The sequence below is a fragment of the Magnetococcales bacterium genome (assembly GCA_015232395.1).
Taxonomy (GTDB): Bacteria; Pseudomonadota; Magnetococcia; order Magnetococcales; family JADFZT01; genus JADFZT01.
Genome location: JADFZT010000049.1, coordinates 1 through 17,131 on the forward strand (window position 1 = coordinate 1; position 17,131 = coordinate 17,131).

Sequence of the window (17,131 nt, forward strand, 5' to 3'; positions counted from 1 at the left end):
CTGGATTCCCGCATTCGCGGGAATGACAGAAAAAATACAGCGGCATATGTCCAATTCTTGATTTGAATTGCTATAAATATAAGGGGATCGTCGCTTTCGGAGGAGGCTCCTGGAGCATTACCGTTTGAGAGATGATGGATTTGAGCGATGCATGAAGCCGACAAGAGCCTGAAAAAGTCCGTCAGTGGCCAGGGGGGAATCAATCCTTTTGCCACCAGCGCGGCTCTCTCTTGTGCCCCTGATCCCTCCGGGCAACCTGCGGCTTCCATGGAATTGCCCCCCCCTTCCGACTCAGCTGGTTTATCCGGGGAAGCTGACCCTGAGAGGGCAGGGCAGCGATTTGAGGGGTTGGTTGCCTATAGAGAGGTGGCTACCACCCTGGTTGCCTTGTTGGAGCAGGCCCGCACCCGGGAATCCGCCCCCGGGGAAGATCACGCCGCCACCCGGCTCCAGGCTTCTGATACCCAGCTGGAACCAGAACCGGAGCTGGAACCAGAACCGAAACCTGAAAAATCGACCTCTTCCCAAGGGATTCCCTCCCTGGATGATCCCCGCTTTCAATTGCGAGACGTCTCAGAATTTTTTCCCCCAAGCCAAACGGGGGATCTGCCTGCCTGGACCACCCTTCCCCCCCCACATCCCCCCTCCTTTTCAGGAGAGATGGTTCCCATGGAGAGCTTGGGAGCCGGGGTGGTGCGGCTGATGGTGCAGGTGGTGGATGGGGTGGTCAAAACCGGTCGCCGGGCCGGGCGGCTCATGGTCGGTGAGGGAGAGGGGGGGGCCAGCTCTCAGAGGCTTGCTGACCAGCCAGAGATGCCATCCCCATTACCGGCTTTCGATCAGGAGATGCGCCACCCCATGGCTTCCCCTCTGACCCTGGAGACCAACCGGACAGCCCGTGGAGGGGGGCAGGGGGCTCATGGCGGTCTGTCGGTGATCGGGAGTGCCATCGAAGGGGTGGTTGGCAAGCTTCGGATGCGGCTTGGTGCCTGACTTGCAGGACTTGCCTGATAGATGAAATATTGTCTGATAGGCCTGATTGATGGTGAGGCCTCGGTTTTTTTTCTTATCTCAGCTCTCTCGTTGGACGATAACGTAACAGGTGCCGGGATCAGTGATCCCCTTGGGTGACATCGACCCAGGGGTTGAACAGGACGGTGCAGGACATGGGGGATCCATAAACGATGCAGACAGACATCACTTTGCAGGAGCTGATCCATTTTCTCCAGAAGGTTCCGGGATTCAGCGAAATGCCGGAGATGGACCTGGAGACCTTGATCGCCCCCATCACCTCCATCGCCATCTTTGAACCGGGGCAATATATCATCCGCCGGGGCACGGAAGGCCGCACCCTCTATATCACCTACAAGGGCCGGGTGCGTATCAATGTCCCGGCTCCCCACGATCCGGATCAGCACTTTTTTGTCGATGAAGGCAATCTGTTTGGTGAGATGTCGCTGGTATCCAACCAAAAACGGGGCGCGGATGTGATCGCAGCCAGTCAGGTGATCTGCCTCACCATCGATGTGGAGACCTTTCAGTCGGTGATGCGCCACTATTGGCGGGTGACCAAAGCCATCGCCGGTCTCATCGGTCAGCGGATTGTCACCAACGAGATCTCCAAAAACAGGAAAAGCTGACCAACCATGGATAGAAAACAGTCAGTCCCCCTGATCGAAGTGGTGATCAGTGTGTTGTTCCTCTTTCTGATCGTGGTGGTCGGCTGGCACCTCCACGATCAAGGAGTCAAACTGACGGTTGAATCCAATTCCCCTGGCACAGGGCAGCCTTTCCCACAACAGCCGGCAGCCAATGCAGCAGGACAACCTTTCGGGCAACAGCCAGCAGCCCATACAGCCCCCGTTGCTCCATATCCACAAACACAAGCTGGGCGTGGTGCCGTCAGCCCCTATCCCCAGCAGCAGGTCTTGGCTGCTCCTGCTCCCGTTGTTCAAGTTCAAGCCCCACCTCAGCAGCCCGCACCGGTGGCTGCTCCGGTTTATGCACAAGCGCCCGTCGCCTCTGCTGGATTAGCCCGGGATACCGCCCTGATCAAAGCTCTGGAATCCCGCCTGGCGCGGATGGAAAAGTTGCTGGAAGAGAGCAACGCCATTCCCAAATGCATTCCCAACGACAACCAACATCTGCTGGCTCCGGCCCCGGCTCCGATAGCAGCTCCCGTCGTGCCCCAACAGAGCTTGGCCCAACCGGTCATACCAGTATCCCCGGCACCAACCGAACGGCCACAAATCCCAGCCTATTCCCAGAGAAAAGGTGCCGACTCCTGGAATGCCTCCGCTGAGGTGGCGCTGATGGAGGTGCCCACCAAATCCATCGGTGAGCCTGCCCGCATCATCCAAGCCCCGACCAACCTCAGGAACCATCCAGCCACCGTCATCAATACCCCGGCTCCGGCTGCAAAGGTGGCGGTTGTGGAAGCGGCACCTCCCATCAAGGTGGCCCCGGTGGAAGAGATGATGCTCGAGGAGACCATCCCCACCAAAGAGCCTCCGGTGGAAGCTGAAAAGCTGGGATATTTCATCCATTCCGGCTGTTTTTCCTACTCCCCCTATGCCAATGCCCAGGAGCAGCGCATCATTGCCCTGGATATTCCCGTCTATCAGAAAAAATCCCTCTCCCGGGGACGCACCCTCCACTGTGTCTTCGCCGGTCCCTTCGCTACCGAATCAGTCGCCAGAGAGTACGATCAGATCATCCTTGAAAAGGGTGGGATCAATTCCACCTATGTACAAAAATATCGCCCTGAAACCGATTGATTCCCCCCATTTTGAGCCCATGTGGCATTGGATTTGCTTTGTTACTCGATGCTTCCTGATGCTTCGGTTTTATCACGTCGCCAGCCCCCCCTGATGTCGTCAGTCATGGCAAAATGAGGGGGATTTTTTTTGGGCTGTGAGAGGGTGGAAAAGAGCTTCCTTCTGAATCAAGGTTCAAAGCGGCTTATTTTAATGTTAAAGTGATCGGTTAATGACAATGAAACCTGGGAGGCTTAACCCGGGTCGAGAGGGATGGCAACACCATGAGCGATAATACCGCAACCGTAATGAAGCCTTCGGCCGCACCCGAAAAGGATGGGGGGCAGGCCCGCTTCGAGGGATTGCAGGCCTTCCAAGAGGTGGCTGGCCAGCTGTTGACGCTTTTGGAGCAGGGGCAAAAATCACCCCCGCCGAAGAAATCCGACCCCTCTCCCCAGGCTGCTCCTGTGGCAGAGACCAAACCCGTTGCCAAAACCCCGAAACCGGCTATCGTGCCCCTCAGGGAAGCTCTGCCGGAGCCGGACAAAGCGATCCTGTTGCCAGGACTTGTGGCTGCTGAGCCAGCTCCCACCCCAGAGGCTGCCTCTGCCAAGAGTCGGGTGGTTGTTGAGGAAACTGTTTTGACAGAAGGTGTCACCAGCAGCACACCCGCTCCCCTGACACCCCGCTCCGATCCAGCCCCTTTTCCCGCCATTCCCAACAATCCCTTCCGGTCCAACGATGGGGATTCATCGGTTGGTCAGACCCCTCGGGGGATCAAGGAACTGCCTGAAAATCTCAAGGATTTTTACCAAAATCACAACGTCCTGACCCCCCCGGTCTCCCCGGAACCCGCCGCAGCCCCCCCCCAGCCTGAAAAACCGGCCCCGATGGCGGCGGAAAAAAGCCCGGCTGCAAAAACCGAAGCCCGAAGCCAAAAGGCGGCTTTTGCGGCTCAGGTGAGCGCTTCCACCACCCTGGCAAGCTCGGTCAAAAGTGAAAGACCCCTGGGGGCGGTTCGCACGCGCAACAGCGCCACAAGCAGCCCGGAGCTGCCCCAGCGTCGCGTTCCCCAGCCGATATTGGGTGAGCCCATCGTTGGCCGCAAAATGAAACAAGCCACCCAGGCTGAGGCTGCTCCTGAGCCTGCGCCCATGGCCAAACGCGCTGAACAGGCCCCAAAAAAACCATCCCTGGCCAGAGGCTTTATTCAACCTCCCCCGGTTCCTGAAGTAGAGCAGATCACGACCGAGGCCGAACAAGCTCCGGCTGCTACCCCCGAGGTCGAACAAGCTCCGGTTGCCGCCCCCAAAGCCAAAACCTCACCTCTGCCCCCCCGGGCCGATAAAGAGTCTCTGGAGCTGGAGAATCCCTTTGTGGAGTCCACGGCCCCCACGGGTAGGCTTTCCCAAAAGAGCGTTCGCGCCAAACCAGCCGCCCAACCGGTAGAGAAGGAACAGTCCGCTCCCAAACCGGAAAGAAAACAGCCGGAACCGACTCTCCTGCCCCCGCTTTTCGTGGGGATTGATCTGGGTACCTCCCGGACCACCATCATGTCGAGCCGGGGCGCCAAGGGTTTGGTCCGCACCGTGGTGGGATACCCCAAGGATATCATTGGCGTCATGCTCACCAACTCCACTCTGACCTTCGGTGACGACGCCCTGGAGCGGCAATCCTATCTTGATATTCACTACCCCCTGGAAAACGGCCTGCTCAAGGCAGACGAACTCCACACCCAGGCCGCCCGGGAGTTGATGGAACATGCCATCTTTTTGGCCAAACCCCAGCCGGGTGAAAAAATCTTCGGCATAGTCGGCGTTCCGGCCGAAGCCTCCATCACCAGCAAAAACCAACTCCTGGCCATCGCCCAGGAGCTGATGGATGTGGCCATGGTCATCTCCGAGCCCTTCATGGTGGCCTACGGTCTGGTGAAGCTCAAAAATGCCATTATCATCGATATCGGTGCCGGTTCCATCGATATTTGCGCCATGAAAGGCAACATTCCCGGCCCGGACGATCAAATCACCCTCTTTAAGGGGGGGGATTTTGTCGATCAGTGCCTAGCCCGATCCATCACCGAAAACCATCCCAAGGTGCAGATGACCCCGGTGCTGGCCCGCAAGATCAAAGACCAGTTCGGCTTTGTCGGCAAGCCCCGGGAGAAGATTCTGGTCAACCTCCGCGCCGATGGACGCCCGGTCACCCTGGATCTGACCCGGGAGATCCGTGGGGCGTGCGAAACCCTGGTAAAATCCATCCTCGACGGGGTAGAGGCGCTCATCCAATCCTTTGATCCGGACGATCAGGGAGAGGCGGTGGAAAATATCGTGCTGGCTGGTGGGGGCTCCAATATCAAAGGTCTTGATGTGGCTTTGGCGACCCGGCTGCGGGATTATGGCCAGGTGCAGGTCCACCGGGTGGCAGATCCAGACTATGCCGGTTCTGCCGGGGCTTTGAAGCTCGCCTCAGAGCTGCCACCGGAATATTGGAATCAGCTGGGGGATGTGGCTGGAAACCCCGAAGAGCAATCCGCACAGATGGCCCGCTTCGGCGGGTGATCAGTCGCTTTTTTAGCCAGTTTCAATCATCTGACCCATAGTCTTTGGCGGTCTTGTTTAGTCGGCTGCCTGGCTTTTCCTCTTATCCACGATAAATTTTGAGATGGGCACTGTCGGTGTGCCCACTTCTTCTTCCCAGCAGTCTATAGCAGTTCTATCTCAAAATTGGACACTCTTCCCTGACTCGTCATCCCCGCGAAGGCGGGGATCCAGGGAGTGATGATTGCCCTCAAGGAAAAACCAAATCTTCAAGAAAGGCCGGTGTTTTGCTGAAAGTGAAGCAAGATTTGGAAAGGTTCGTGCCAGACACTCTGGATTCCCGCATTCGCGAGAATGACGACAAAAATGCAACGGCATATGTTCAATTCTTGATTCGAATGGCTATACAAAAACGATCACTCTGGAAACAGGGAATGGCAGCAGGGACGAAAGCAGCTGGGGATCAATCAGGGAGGGGATGGTTTTTGCTGGGTGAGGAGGGGCTTGGTTTCAGATTTCAGGCAGCTGGGGCAGCTGGTTGAGCCAGCCAACATAGCGTTGGACATCGTGGGGTTTGCCGGACTGAAGCACCACAGACATTTCACAAACAAGTGCAGCCGCAATCAATCGCCGGGCTTCTTCCTCGGTGTGGCCTTGTGCAATGAGGCGATCCAGGGTGGCGCGGGCTTCGGGAGGGCTGTTTTCCTGCAGCTGTGTATCCACTGCCCCCAGGATGGCTTCCGTTACCTCCGGGGGAGCTTGTTCATCTCTCATGCCTTATCCTCGCGTTGCCGTTGACGATCACTCGAAACTTTCTGCTGGTAACCGCCTACGCCTTTTTTGTTGACGACCCTTTGTGCCTCTGGATGCTGATCAATTCCCATAGGATAGCCTGCCCCAGAAGCCTTGGCGACCCTTGGCAGTGATGTGGGATAAAAAAAACAGCCCCTTCAGGGGATGGCCCGGTTTGGAATTGAATATTTCAATAAATCATAAGCTTGCCTTCTGAGGGAAAACACCATCACCCTCCAGCTCTGATTTTATAATTCCCTTTCCCAACCACCCGGGAGGGTGACGGTCAAGGTGGTGCCATCCCCTTCGGTAGAGACCATCTCAATTTTCCCCCCCAAGGTTTTGGCCATCATATGGGCGGAATAGGTGCCCAGACCCGTGCCATATTTTTTACCCATCGTGACATATTTTTCGAAAAACCGCTCCCGGATCTCTTCAGGGACCACCCCAAAATTGTGGATTTTGATCACCGCCAAGGCATCGCCATCCAGAGTGATGGTGACGGGTTGGTCGTTGGGGGAGGCTTCGGCGGCATTCTTGATCAGATTGGCAAACAGGTTGTAGCAGAGGGACTCTTCCCCGGATATGAAAAGAGGGACCGGGGGGGCTCCCGGGGCTTCGCCCATATGGATGCGGGTCGTTAGACTCTTCGCCTGAATTTGGCTTTCCAGACCCATTATAATTTCTTCCAGCAGGGGAACTACCTCGATTTTTTCAGCCATCACCTGATAGGTGCCTTTCTCCATTTTAAAGATATCCAGGGAAAGGTTGATCATCCGGTTGGCCTTGAAACCGGCCTTATAAATGATTTTCAGCAGCTTTTTATGCTCCTCGGCCATACGCTCGTCATGGAGGAGAATGTCGGAAAAGCCGATGATGGAGGTGAGGGGGGATTTTAGATCGTGGCGGGTGATTTGCTCCACATCCCGGCGCAAATTTTCCAATTCGTTTAAAGCGGTATATTGCCGTTCGATTTCGGCGGCTTTTTTTTCAGGGGTGACATCCCGGGAATAGCCCACCGAACCGATCACATCCCCCATGGTGTTGTGGAGCTGGGAAGCGATGAGGCGCATGGGGAAGGAATTACCATTTTTCCGGCGTCCCGCTATTTCGCCGTGGAAAAACCCCTGCCGGGCCATGGTCTCTCTCACCAGTTTGGCTTCTTCCGGGCTGCTGTAGAGAATCGATACCGGTTTGCCCCGGACTTCACGGGTTTGGTAGCCATAAACCCGCTCGGCGGCTTTGTTGAAGACGTTGATACCCCGATCATCATCTGCGGAGACGATCATATCCTCGGAGAGATCGATCACCTTGCGGACATATTCGCTCTCTTCGGTCAAAAGCCGGATCACTTCCCGATATTTGATACCCCGAAAACTGCGGCGGTTCATCTCCAGTTTGTCATTATCCTGATCCAGTGAGGTAAATTCGTCTGAATCGAGATATTCCCCAAACCCGTCATCATCCTGTTTCCCTGGAGAGGCCGGGGCACATTTGTCCATCAATCGATCCCGTTGTTCGGGAGCGAGATCGTTCAGTCTGGCCAGCCATTTTTTGAACGCCTTTTTTTTCATGCCACCTCCTAGCAAAGACTGTTTGCCAACCGCTACCCCTTGGCGTAAAAGACGCCCTTTGGGTAAATCAGGGTCAATTTAGTCCAAAATACCACCGATGAATGATTGGGATCAAAATAATGAATGCCGGGTGGTTTAAAAAGGAGTCCAAGCTCTGGAGCGGTTAAGGAAGGGACGGAACAATCAGCGGATGACGAGACCGGCCAGGACCAAAAAGATCATGCCCGCCATCCCCCCGAGACGAAAGGCCTTTCGCCAACGGATGCCAAAAACCGCATGGAGCCCCACCATGGTCAAGACCGCCTCGATGCCAACGATGGCCACATGCCAGGGAATGATCACCTCCGGCCCTCCCCAACCCAGATAAACCAGCACCGAGTCGATGAACAGGCTCGGCAGCCATGGTCCGAAAAAGGTAAGCCCCACCAGTTCCCAACATTTGGCATAGGTCACCGGACCGATGGTGGCGTGGGGGGCGCCGTGGATATAGATAAAATAGGCGATGACGGAAATGATGAGCAGCCCAAATGGGCCGTAGGCATAGATCTCCACATAGCGATAGAGGGATGGGTCGATGCCGAAAGGCACCGGCAAAAACATCGGGGCATCATAGCGGTAGAGATTGACCACCGTGGTGAGCGCCGTCCCTTCCCAGCGAAAAATCTGTAACACCAGCGCCCAAATCAAAAAGGAGCGCGCCCGCATGCGCACAAAAAGATCGTTGGGGCGAAACAGGATCAGGAGGAGGAGACTCTTCAGCATGATTTGCCCGTCATCACTCCTTGGACAATTGTTGACGCAAACGGATGGTTTCGGCGATGAGGCCACGCACCCGTTCGGACATTTTCAGCAGAATGCGCAGAGTGAGGGTCGGGTCTTCCTGGAGCCAACGTAAAAAACCCCGTTGATCCACCGAGAGCACCCGCACCTGGGTTAAGGCTCTGGCTGTGGCAGCGCGGGGGGTTTTATGAAAGAGAGACATTTCACCAAAGACGTGGTCCACGCCCAAAACAGCCAGCCGTTCCAGGGGGTCGGACTCCCCCGCCACCAAAATTTCCACCTCCCCTTCCAAAATCACATGGAGGCAATCCGCTTTATCCCCTTGGCGAAAAATGATCTCTCCCGGAGAAAATTCTTTGCCCAGTGTGTGGGGGTTGCGATGAAAAAGCATGCCTTGGCTCGCTCCTTTTCAGGCCTCACGCTGGATGCCCCTAAGACCCGTTTTTGGGGGAAGTGAAAAAAGATTTGATCGTCTCTGTCAGCAGCTGCATCACCACGGATGGATGTCCCGCACGGGCCAGGATATTACGATAAGAGGCACTGCCAGTGAAGGTGTCCCACAAAGCTCCCCCTAAAAGAGGTTCCTTGTCCGGGCTGTTCTGTTCTCGACGAATGACATTTAAAATGGCTGTGCGGATGGCGTCGTGGCCCAAAAGATGGCGATCCACGTCGAAAAAAAGGTGGCCCAGGCGATTATCCCAGGCCATATCCCGGCAGCTGGGCCAATAGTGTTTTTCAAAATGTTGGGCGGAAACCCCGTGGGTGAGGGCGGTAAAAGCGCAAATCTTGCCCAGCCGATAGGCCGCACCAATGCCATCCTTGTAGAGTCGGGAGACCCCGCAATCCCCCACCATCACCACCCGGTCCCCATAGGGTTTGACAGGGGGGCCGATATTGATCCGGGGTTGGCAGTGGCAGGGCTCCACCGGGATTTCCCAACCAGGGGGCATGCAACGCTGTACCTGGGGTTGGGCATAGACCCGCTCCACCAGCTCCCGGTCGATTTTATCCCCCAAAATAATGAAGGTGGCATAGTGGCCTTTGGGGGTCATGGCGGCAAATTTGAGGCCGGGCATGTCCAGCAGAAAGACATGCATGGCATGCCCCAGAAGCCGCTCCACCTGCTCTTCGCCAAAATAAAATTCAGCAATGAAGGCTTTGGTGGTTTTGGGGGGCTTATAGCCGAAATCAAGCTCCTCGAAAAGCCGCATGCCGGGGCCGTTGATGCCCACCGCCCCCACCAGAAGATCGTAGGTGCGGGTTTGGCCATCTTCGGTATGTACCTGGGGTCGGCCATCCTCCCGGCTGAGGCGTACCACCCGTTGCTGGATGTGTCGGGCGCCTTTGCAGCAGGCCAGATGGAGTAGAAAGGCGTCGAAGCTGTCCCAGGGCAGGGGCATTTGCGTTTCTGAACCCCTGGGGCCTCCTCCCCGAAAGATGGAGGCGATGCGCATCTCCTGACTGGGTGTTTGGATATCCACCGAGCCTGCCCGGGTGTGGAGGGTGTAGGTGTCGATGGTGTCGAGAATTACTTCGGAAGGGAGGTGGATCCCCTCGGTGGCCATCATTTGCACCAGGGATTCGGAGATGATTCCCCCGCACATGTTACACCCTTTGGGGCCGGAATCCATGAAATCCCGGGGTTCGATGATATCCACCTGGGGAGAAAGATCCAGCCGCTTGGCCAGATCCAGCAAAAAATAGGCGGTGAAGGTTCCAGCCGGTCCACCCCCCACCACACCGATTCTGGAATATTCTCCCAGTTCCATCCCGATATTCCCCTACGGTTCCTAAATGTGGCCCCACTGTTTTTGAGTGTGGCTTGGATTGTGCCACCCCTTGCGGCCATTCCCGTCACCATTTTAAGGGGACGGTGAGAAAAAAAACAGAAGAAGACTCTACGTTTGCCAGGGGGTGAATGCAAGAATGAGCGATAGATGGTCGCTCTTGGGTCTGCTTCTGGCCGCTATCTGGAGAGCTGCGCTGGCTGCTCTCAATCAAAACCCTGAAGAGATGACTGTTCCAGGGTTGATGGGGAGGAATCCAGGATGGAACGGGGGATGGGGGCGTTCTGGCTTTATGAAGGGGGGGAAGGTGCCAGGCTAAGAAGTGGGCTTGCCAGAGTGGCGCATGGGGGACTGGTTGGATAAACGGCCAGCCCCCCCCAGGGGTTTAGCGGCCTCCCGGCACCATCTTGTCAAGCCAGGCATCGAGACCTTGGGCGTTGATTTCGATATCCATGGCCAGCAGCTCCAATATTTGCTGGCGATTCAGAGAGGAGCCCAGGCGGTTAAGGCGGGAGAGATAGATTTTTTCCAGCCCGGCTACGAGTTTGGCCTTGCGGGTTTTTTTGTCCCGCATCTGCCCCCGGGAAAAAATCCGGATGCGATCCAGGAGACGATGGAGATCATCGGCCAGCCCACGGTGAAAGGGGATGGGGCCAAAATGGGTGGGGCAGATCCATTGGGGCTTCAAGGCGGCGATTCGATCTATGGAGATGTGGGCCGCTTCGGGATCAAAATCGATGGGGGTGGTGGCGGGAAAGAGAAAGATCCCGGCAGGGGTGTCCAGCTCCCGATAGGAGATGCCGAAGGTATCCCCGGTGAAAGCTGTCATACTCGCCTCATCCCAGATACAGTGGTGATGTTTGGCGTGACCGGGGGTATCCAGAAAGAGCAGTTCCCGCTCTCCCAGAGAAAAAGAAAAATTGTCTTCAGTTGTGACGATGCGTTCGGGGTCGATGGGGCGGACCTCACCGAAGAGCCGCTGGAATTCCGCCTCACCGTAGACCGCTGTGGCACCGGCGATGAGTTTTTCAGGCTCAGCCATATGCCGGGCCCCCCGGGGATGCACCAGGAATTTGGCATTGGGGAGCTGGGCCATCAATTCACCGGCAGCGCCCGCATGATCCAGATGGATGTGGGTGACGATTACAGCGACGACCGACTCTCTGGAAACGCCTTTTTCATCAATGGCTTTCAGCACTATTGGCGCAGCCGGACCGGGGCCTGTATCGATCAAAACGGCCTGGTCGGCTTCTTCCAACAGGTAGCAGGCCCCAAGCTTGGGGCGAAAGTATTGCGTATCAATGGGGGTGATTCCCCGCCCCGGACCGGGTAGATTGTTCGTTATCATGAATAATATCTCCTCCTCCCCCAAGGTGACGGTTCTTTTGCCGTTTCGCAATGCTTCCATCACATTGGAAGAGTGTTTTTCCTCAATTCAAGTTCAATCTTTACCTGATTTTGAGCTATTGGCTGTGGATGATGGCTCAGATGACGGCTCGGATGAGCTGGTTAAAGCCTATGGCAAGGGGGATGGGCGAATTCGTCTGTTGAGCCCGGGTCGGGTGGGGCTGGTTGAAGCGCTCAACCTGGGGATAAAAGCGGCCAGAACGCCGTTTATTGCCCGCATGGATGCTGATGACCGCATGCATCCTGAGCGTTTGGAGCTCCAGTGGCGTTATCTGTTGGACAATCCAAACATCGATCTTGTTTCCTGTCGGGTCTCACTTTTTCCTGAAGAGATCATCAAGGGGGGCTTTCGGGAATATATTCGTTGGCAAAATGAGTGCCTGACACCCGCCGATTTGGCGGACGAAATTTATTGGGAATCCCCGGTGGCTCACCCCTCGGTGATGTTTCGCAAACAGGTGATTGTGGAGCTGGGAAGCTATCGGGATGGGGATTTTCCCGAGGATTATGAGCTTTGGCTGCGCATGGTGGCTGCAGGTAAAAAAATGTCTAAACTCAAGGAGATACTGGTCGATTGGCGGGAGGGTGAAAACCGTTTGAGTCGCCAGGATCCCCGCTATTCCCGGGAAGCTTTTGATCGTTTGCGGGGGGCCTATCTGGCACGGGATCCCCGGCTTCACGATGGTCGGGAATTGGTGATCTGGGGGTCGGGCCGGGTGACTCGAAAACGGGTGCGCCACCTGCTTTCATACGGCTTCAAGGTTTCTGCCTGGGTGGATGTCAGTCCCCGAAAAATTGGCCACATGATACTGGATGCTCCGGTGGTATCACCCGAATGGCTGATGCGTAAAAAACGACCACTGGTACTCAGCTATGTGGTTAAACATGGGGCACGGGATGATATCAAAGGGACTCTTGAAGAGATGGGTTATGAACGGGGGCGGGATTATTTGATGGTGGGCTGATGGGGTGGGGAGGAGCGGTTTCTACTGAGAAAAAAACCGGGTGTTACCTGGGAGGAGGCTGTTTTTTTCTTGGCAACGGCATGCATCGAAAGTGAAACTATGCCGGGAAAGGTTTTTTATCGGGAATGGTTTTTTATCGGGAATGGGGAGCTGTAAATTTTTCTTGGTAACGGCATACATCGAAAGTGAAACTATGCCGGGAAAGGTTTTTTATCGGGAATGGTTTTTTATCGGGAATGGGGAGCTGTAAAAGAGTTCAGGAGATGAGGGGCTCTGCCGCCAGAGGCAGAGCCTGTTGATCGTGATCGGCCTGATTCAAGGCGTTTTTGAGCGGTGAGTGCAAAATTTTCAGGGTTTCCTGCATCAGCAGATTGGACTCTTCCACAGAGAGGCCCAGCCCTTTTTCAATGATCAAAATACGGTCCCACTGCTCCAGGGGAGCCCCCATCCAGAGATGAAAAAACCAATCCCGTTGGCGCCAGTGGCGTATGCGGGGCAGGGGGCTGTCTATCACGGACCAAGTGGTGTGAAGGATGGCGCTTTTGTCCACCGTGTCGTCACCACAGATCAGATAACTCTTGCGTCGCCTGGGGTTCCAATAGGCCACCAATTCCACGCTGATGGTGCCGTGCAGCCATTTGGAAAGGGCACCGATAATCCGGTGGGGATCGGCCTGATCGTTGACCAATGTTGCCAGATTTCCAGTATTGAATGTCTTTATGTCACCCACCACAAGAGGGCTGGGAAGAGATGATCTCTTGGTTCCGACGCACTTCCCGTCAGGGCTTGGCTCTCTTTTCGGATCCATGAAATAAACTTTCCATCCATTTTAAGCGCTCGAATTTTCTGGAACGCACTGGGCCATTGATCTTTTTCTGGTTCTGTGGAAACTTTGTAAGCAAACCTGGTACCAACTAGAAACAAGCCTGGGTTTTCAACTGTCCATTTATGTTGAATCATGGGCAATCAGCTGAAAAGAAAAGACAATCACTCCAAAAAAAATAATCCGCCCAAGGCGCGTCGGGTGATGGAGGTCGGGGTGATTGAACAAAATGTGCTGTCACGTCAATAAAATGTCGTAGGCCGCCGGGCAAAATATCCCCTGAATAGCCGGATGAGACGGTTTGGATTTTGCGGTGACGGGGGTATGCTGCCTGAAAAGGGGTCTTTGGATCGCTCCCGGGGGCCGCTGGAATATGATGGAGGTGTATGGTGAAGGTATTGGATGGACATCGGGTTTTTGTTCGGCTTTTGGGTCTGTGGATCGGAGTTGTCTGTTTGGGCTGGGGGATGGCCTGGGAGAACGCCTGGGCGGAAAATGCCCCCCCAACCCCAACAGCCCTGCCAGCTCCCCTGGAAAAACTGCAAACCTTCATCGACCGTTTGGTCTCGGTGCAAGGGGGGTTTCAGCAGCGGGTCGTTTTCGCTGATGGCGCGCCGGGAAAAATCAGCAAAGGGCACTTTATCGCTCAAAAGCCGGGCCGCTTTCGTTGGGATTATCAGAAACCTTTTGAGCAGTTGATCCTCTCCGACGGGGAGACGGTCTGGTATTATGAGCCGGATTTGCTGCAGGTGACCCGGGGGCGGGCGGATCGACTGCAGGAGACGCCAGCCGCTTTTTTGGTCTCCGACATCTCCCTGGTGGAGACCTTTAACTGGAAAATCGCCCGGGATCGCACCTGGGGATTGCCCGCCGTACGGCTTTGGCCCCGGCAGGAAGAGGCCCCTTTCCGGGAAATTTCCATCACCCTGGATGAAGCCGGGCTGTTACTGCTCAACCTGGAGGTGGAGGATGCCCTGGGACATCGCTCCTTTTTTACCTTCGAGGATCTCCTCTACAACAGCCCCGTGGATGAGAGCCGTTTTGCCTTTCAGGTTCCCCCGGGGGTGGATATCGTCAATGGTCCAGGGTGGTCGCAAAAACCCTGAGCATCCTATCCAGCACTCTTTAGAACAGCTGATGACCGCCATCCTTTACCCTATTTTTTTCAGGAGAACGCCAATGCCATCCTTTGATTTTGTCTCCCAGGTGGAGCTCCAGGAAGTGGACAATGCCGTCAACCAGAGTATCAAGGAGATCGGCAACCGCTACGATTTTAAAGGCTCCAAATGCAGCCTGGAGCAGAATGAAATGGTGATCACCGCCACCGGTGACGACAACTACAAGCTGGAGCAGGTGGTGGAAATTTTGAAAACCCGCCTGGTGCGGCGCAAGGTGGATACCCAGGCTTTGGAGTTTGGCAGCATCGAAAATGCATCCGGCGGCCTGGTTCGCCAGACCATCACCATCCGCCAGGGGGTGGATCAGGACAACGCCCGCAAAATCGTCAAAAAGATCAAGGATGCCAAAATCAAGGTGCAAGCCGCCATTCAAGGGGATCTGGTGCGGGTGACCGGCAAAAAACGCGACGATCTGCAAAAGGTGATTGCTCTGGTCAAGGGGGCTGACATCGGACTGCCCTTGCAGACCATCAATTTTCGCAACTAGACATGAACAAATCAAAAGCTTCCGGGGGTAAGGTGGGGGTGGTCTCCCTGGGCTGCCCAAAAAATCTGGTGGATACCGAAACCATGCTGGGGCGCTTGCAGCTGAAGGGTTACACCCTGACCCAGGATCCGGAAGAGGCGGATGTGTTGGTGGTCAACACCTGTGGTTTCCTGGCTGAGGCGGAAGCGGAATCCCGGGGGGCGATTGAGGAGATGGCCCAAATCAAACGGGACCACCCCGGCACGCGCCTGGTGGTGACCGGTTGCCTGGCCCAGCGTCACGGGGAAGCCTTGACCCGGGAGATGCCGGACATCGACGTGTTGTTGGGGGCAGGGCAGTATGATCAGCTGATTCCCATGATAGAGGCGGAAAAGCCCTCCGATGCGCCTCTGCTGGGGCTGGGAGATCCTGAAGCCAACGACATTTCCGGCACCCCCCCAAGGCTCCTCACCACCCCACCGCACACCGCTTATGTCCGCATCGCCGAAGGGTGCAACAACACCTGCGCCTTTTGCATCATTCCCAAGCTCAGAGGGGCGTTTCGTTCCCGCACCCCTGAAGATATCGAAGCCGAGGTGCAAAATCTCGCCGGGCAAGGGGTCAAGGAGATCAATCTGGTCTCCCAGGATACCACCCTCTATGGTCGGGATCTCTCCCCACGGAGCGATCTGGCAGGCCTGCTCACGCGTCTTGCCCGGGTGGAAGGCATCGCCTGGATTCGTTCTCTCTATCTCTATCCCACTCTCATTACCGATGAATTGTTGCAGGTGATGGCCCGGGAAGAAAAAATTCTGCCCTATCTGGATATTCCCCTGCAACACAGCCACTCCGAGGTGCTGACCCGCATGCGCCGGGCTGAGCGTTCCCATACGGTGGAGCGGCTTGTTTCACGCATCCACGAACATTTACCCGAAGCCTTCATCCGCACCACCTTCATCGTCGGCTTTCCCGGGGAGAGCGAGGCGGAGTTTCAACACCTTTATGACTTTATCGCCCAAGCCCGCTTCGACCATGTGGGGGTCTTTACCTATTCCGATGAAGAGGGGACGCAGGCCTTTGAGATGCCGGACAAGGTGCCTGAGGAGATCGCCCAGGAGCGCCGCCATCTCCTGATGACTCTACAGCAGGAGATCAGCCGGGAAAAATTGGCCGCTCGGGTGGGGCAGACCCTGCCGGTGTTGGTGGATGGGATCTCGGAGGAGTTTGAATGGTTGGTGGAGGGGCGGACCCAGGGGCAGGCACTGGAAGTGGACGGCGTGGTGCATATCAACGACGGCTCACCGGAGGCGGGCCAAATCGTACAGGTGCAAATCACCGATTCCCACGAATACGACCTGGTGGGCCATGTGGTGGAGGGGGCGTGAGCGGCTGTTGTTACTGGGAATAAGCCTTGGAGATGCGCAGCATTGGTGTTGGCTGCAATGGGTTGGAAAGAGCTTGGGGGGAGGGCGCTCCCTATCGTAGAGAGGATACCCTGGGCACGGGGGGTTGGGCCTGGGTTGTCAGGCAGGTAGTCAAGCCTCAACCTGATGGTGAAGAGGGCAGTCTATGCCAGGGTGGTGCGGCGGGATTTCAGCCCCTTCAGGCGGCCATTGAAATAGCGAAAGATCAGCAATCCCAGGTCGCTTTGGTGGTTGCGAATTTGCAGCACCATGCCTTTTTCCGTACGTCGGGAGACCGAGCAGGTGAGGGCTACCTGCCCCTCTTCCCAATCCACCAGCAGGCGTCCCGGTTCCCCCGGTAGAGGCATGGTTTCGTCGCTGTCGGATTCGGTATTGAAAAAGACCGAATCGAGACTGACATCCCGGGTCGTGCCAGCCAGACGCACCTCGCCGGTTTCCAGAATCATGGTGACCTGATAGTCGTAGCGTGTTGATTTGCGGCGATCCATGGTGGGTGTCCTGAGGCAACCTTGGGTGAACTTGAGAATGTTTTTATATAAGCATATTCTAATTCTTTATGGCAAGCGTTCATCGTGCTGGCAGGCTCGATTTTTTTCCTTTTGAGAGAAAGGGTTACACGATGTCAGGGGCGTAGTCTGTTTT

16 protein-coding genes are annotated in these 17,131 nt (G+C 55.9%); 8 read left to right on the plus strand and 8 right to left on the minus strand.

Translation table 11 applies throughout. The annotated features are described in order from the left end of the window. Nucleotides 1-147: 147 nt before the first annotated feature. The 4 genes from HQL52_13360 to HQL52_13375 all read left to right on the plus strand — a co-directional run bounded on the left by HQL52_13360 (nucleotide 148) and on the right by HQL52_13375 (nucleotide 5,314). The gene (locus tag HQL52_13360; protein MBF0370435.1) at nucleotides 148-993 is read left to right on the plus strand and encodes a hypothetical protein; all 846 of its coding nucleotides are present in this window, start codon (nucleotides 148-150) and stop codon (nucleotides 991-993) included. A 191-nt stretch (nucleotides 994-1,184) separates the two neighbouring features. Further along, complete coding sequence (locus HQL52_13365) at nucleotides 1,185-1,640, plus strand: cyclic nucleotide-binding domain-containing protein (protein ID MBF0370436.1); 456 nt, start codon at nucleotides 1,185-1,187, stop codon at nucleotides 1,638-1,640. Between the two features lie 6 nt (nucleotides 1,641-1,646). Beyond that, nucleotides 1,647-2,777: a hypothetical protein gene (locus HQL52_13370; GenBank protein MBF0370437.1), complete on the plus strand. Its 1,131-nt coding sequence runs from the start codon at nucleotides 1,647-1,649 to the stop codon at nucleotides 2,775-2,777. 1,133 nt (nucleotides 2,778-3,910) lie between these two features. Further along, nucleotides 3,911-5,314 carry a rod shape-determining protein gene (locus HQL52_13375; GenBank protein ID MBF0370438.1) on the plus strand — a complete coding sequence of 468 codons (1,404 nt, stop codon included), beginning with the start codon at nucleotides 3,911-3,913 and terminating at the stop codon, nucleotides 5,312-5,314. A gap of 489 nt (nucleotides 5,315-5,803) precedes the next feature. On the opposite strand, the gene HQL52_13380 is transcribed toward HQL52_13375, so the two are convergent. From HQL52_13380 to HQL52_13405, 6 genes are all read right to left on the minus strand, one after another. Next, nucleotides 5,804-6,067, minus strand: a complete 264-nt coding sequence (locus HQL52_13380) for a hypothetical protein (GenBank protein ID MBF0370439.1) — start codon at nucleotides 6,065-6,067, stop codon at nucleotides 5,804-5,806. A 266-nt stretch (nucleotides 6,068-6,333) separates the two neighbouring features. Then, on the minus strand, nucleotides 6,334-7,659 hold the full coding sequence (locus HQL52_13385; protein ID MBF0370440.1) for a PAS domain-containing sensor histidine kinase: 1,326 nt from the start codon (nucleotides 7,657-7,659) through the stop codon (nucleotides 6,334-6,336). 183 nt (nucleotides 7,660-7,842) lie between these two features. Continuing rightward, complete coding sequence (locus tag HQL52_13390) at nucleotides 7,843-8,421, minus strand: hypothetical protein (protein MBF0370441.1); 579 nt, start codon at nucleotides 8,419-8,421, stop codon at nucleotides 7,843-7,845. Between the two features lie 13 nt (nucleotides 8,422-8,434). Further along, nucleotides 8,435-8,830, minus strand: a complete 396-nt coding sequence (locus HQL52_13395; protein MBF0370442.1) for a cyclic nucleotide-binding domain-containing protein — start codon at nucleotides 8,828-8,830, stop codon at nucleotides 8,435-8,437. Between the two features lie 40 nt (nucleotides 8,831-8,870). Further along, the gene (locus tag HQL52_13400; GenBank protein MBF0370443.1) at nucleotides 8,871-10,208 is read right to left on the minus strand and encodes a hypothetical protein; all 1,338 of its coding nucleotides are present in this window, start codon (nucleotides 10,206-10,208) and stop codon (nucleotides 8,871-8,873) included. A 403-nt stretch (nucleotides 10,209-10,611) separates the two neighbouring features. Further along, nucleotides 10,612-11,574: an MBL fold metallo-hydrolase gene (locus tag HQL52_13405; protein ID MBF0370444.1), complete on the minus strand. Its 963-nt coding sequence runs from the start codon at nucleotides 11,572-11,574 to the stop codon at nucleotides 10,612-10,614. On the opposite strand from HQL52_13405, the gene HQL52_13410 reads away from it, so the two are divergent. Next, nucleotides 11,573-12,598, plus strand: a complete 1,026-nt coding sequence (locus tag HQL52_13410) for a glycosyltransferase (protein ID MBF0370445.1) — start codon at nucleotides 11,573-11,575, stop codon at nucleotides 12,596-12,598. The genes HQL52_13405 and HQL52_13410 overlap by 2 nt on opposite strands. Before the next feature lie 256 nt (nucleotides 12,599-12,854). Here the strand turns inward: HQL52_13410 and HQL52_13415 are convergent, their stop codons facing one another. Beyond that, nucleotides 12,855-13,286 carry a hypothetical protein gene (locus tag HQL52_13415; protein ID MBF0370446.1) on the minus strand — a complete coding sequence of 144 codons (432 nt, stop codon included), beginning with the start codon at nucleotides 13,284-13,286 and terminating at the stop codon, nucleotides 12,855-12,857. A gap of 602 nt (nucleotides 13,287-13,888) precedes the next feature. On the opposite strand from HQL52_13415, the gene lolA reads away from it, so the two are divergent. The 3 genes from lolA to rimO all read left to right on the plus strand — a co-directional run bounded on the left by lolA (nucleotide 13,889) and on the right by rimO (nucleotide 16,450). Next, nucleotides 13,889-14,527: an outer membrane lipoprotein chaperone LolA gene (lolA, locus tag HQL52_13420; GenBank protein ID MBF0370447.1), complete on the plus strand. Its 639-nt coding sequence runs from the start codon at nucleotides 13,889-13,891 to the stop codon at nucleotides 14,525-14,527. A 73-nt stretch (nucleotides 14,528-14,600) separates the two neighbouring features. Further along, the gene (locus HQL52_13425) at nucleotides 14,601-15,086 is read left to right on the plus strand and encodes a YajQ family cyclic di-GMP-binding protein (protein ID MBF0370448.1); all 486 of its coding nucleotides are present in this window, start codon (nucleotides 14,601-14,603) and stop codon (nucleotides 15,084-15,086) included. A 2-nt stretch (nucleotides 15,087-15,088) separates the two neighbouring features. Beyond that, nucleotides 15,089-16,450, plus strand: a complete 1,362-nt coding sequence (gene rimO, locus HQL52_13430; protein MBF0370449.1) for a 30S ribosomal protein S12 methylthiotransferase RimO — start codon at nucleotides 15,089-15,091, stop codon at nucleotides 16,448-16,450. Nucleotides 16,451-16,632: 182 nt separating this feature from the next. Here the strand turns inward: rimO and HQL52_13435 are convergent, their stop codons facing one another. After that, nucleotides 16,633-16,977, minus strand: a complete 345-nt coding sequence (locus tag HQL52_13435; GenBank protein MBF0370450.1) for a PilZ domain-containing protein — start codon at nucleotides 16,975-16,977, stop codon at nucleotides 16,633-16,635. Nucleotides 16,978-17,131 lie beyond the last annotated feature (154 nt).

What these genes read in the sequence shown, in the direction of transcription:
- HQL52_13360 (MBF0370435.1), top strand. Translation starts at nt 148, where the DNA reads ATGCATGAAGCCGACAAGAGCCTGAAAAAGTCCGTCAGTGGCCAGGGG.
- HQL52_13365 (MBF0370436.1), top strand. Translation starts at nt 1,185, where the DNA reads ATGCAGACAGACATCACTTTGCAGGAGCTGATCCATTTTCTCCAGAAG.
- HQL52_13370 (MBF0370437.1), top strand. Translation starts at nt 1,647, where the DNA reads ATGGATAGAAAACAGTCAGTCCCCCTGATCGAAGTGGTGATCAGTGTG.
- HQL52_13375 (MBF0370438.1), top strand. Translation starts at nt 3,911, where the DNA reads ATGGCCAAACGCGCTGAACAGGCCCCAAAAAAACCATCCCTGGCCAGA.
- HQL52_13380 (MBF0370439.1), bottom strand. Translation starts at nt 6,067, where the DNA reads ATGAGAGATGAACAAGCTCCCCCGGAGGTAACGGAAGCCATCCTGGGG.
- HQL52_13385 (MBF0370440.1), bottom strand. Translation starts at nt 7,659, where the DNA reads ATGAAAAAAAAGGCGTTCAAAAAATGGCTGGCCAGACTGAACGATCTC.
- HQL52_13390 (MBF0370441.1), bottom strand. Translation starts at nt 8,421, where the DNA reads ATGCTGAAGAGTCTCCTCCTCCTGATCCTGTTTCGCCCCAACGATCTT.
- HQL52_13395 (MBF0370442.1), bottom strand. Translation starts at nt 8,830, where the DNA reads ATGCTTTTTCATCGCAACCCCCACACACTGGGCAAAGAATTTTCTCCG.
- HQL52_13400 (MBF0370443.1), bottom strand. Translation starts at nt 10,208, where the DNA reads ATGGAACTGGGAGAATATTCCAGAATCGGTGTGGTGGGGGGTGGACCG.
- HQL52_13410 (MBF0370445.1), top strand. Translation starts at nt 11,573, where the DNA reads ATGAATAATATCTCCTCCTCCCCCAAGGTGACGGTTCTTTTGCCGTTT.
- HQL52_13405 (MBF0370444.1), bottom strand. Translation starts at nt 11,574, where the DNA reads ATGATAACGAACAATCTACCCGGTCCGGGGCGGGGAATCACCCCCATT.
- lolA (MBF0370447.1), top strand. Translation starts at nt 13,889, where the DNA reads ATGGCCTGGGAGAACGCCTGGGCGGAAAATGCCCCCCCAACCCCAACA.
- HQL52_13425 (MBF0370448.1), top strand. Translation starts at nt 14,601, where the DNA reads ATGCCATCCTTTGATTTTGTCTCCCAGGTGGAGCTCCAGGAAGTGGAC.
- rimO (MBF0370449.1), top strand. Translation starts at nt 15,089, where the DNA reads ATGAACAAATCAAAAGCTTCCGGGGGTAAGGTGGGGGTGGTCTCCCTG.
- HQL52_13435 (MBF0370450.1), bottom strand. Translation starts at nt 16,977, where the DNA reads ATGGATCGCCGCAAATCAACACGCTACGACTATCAGGTCACCATGATT.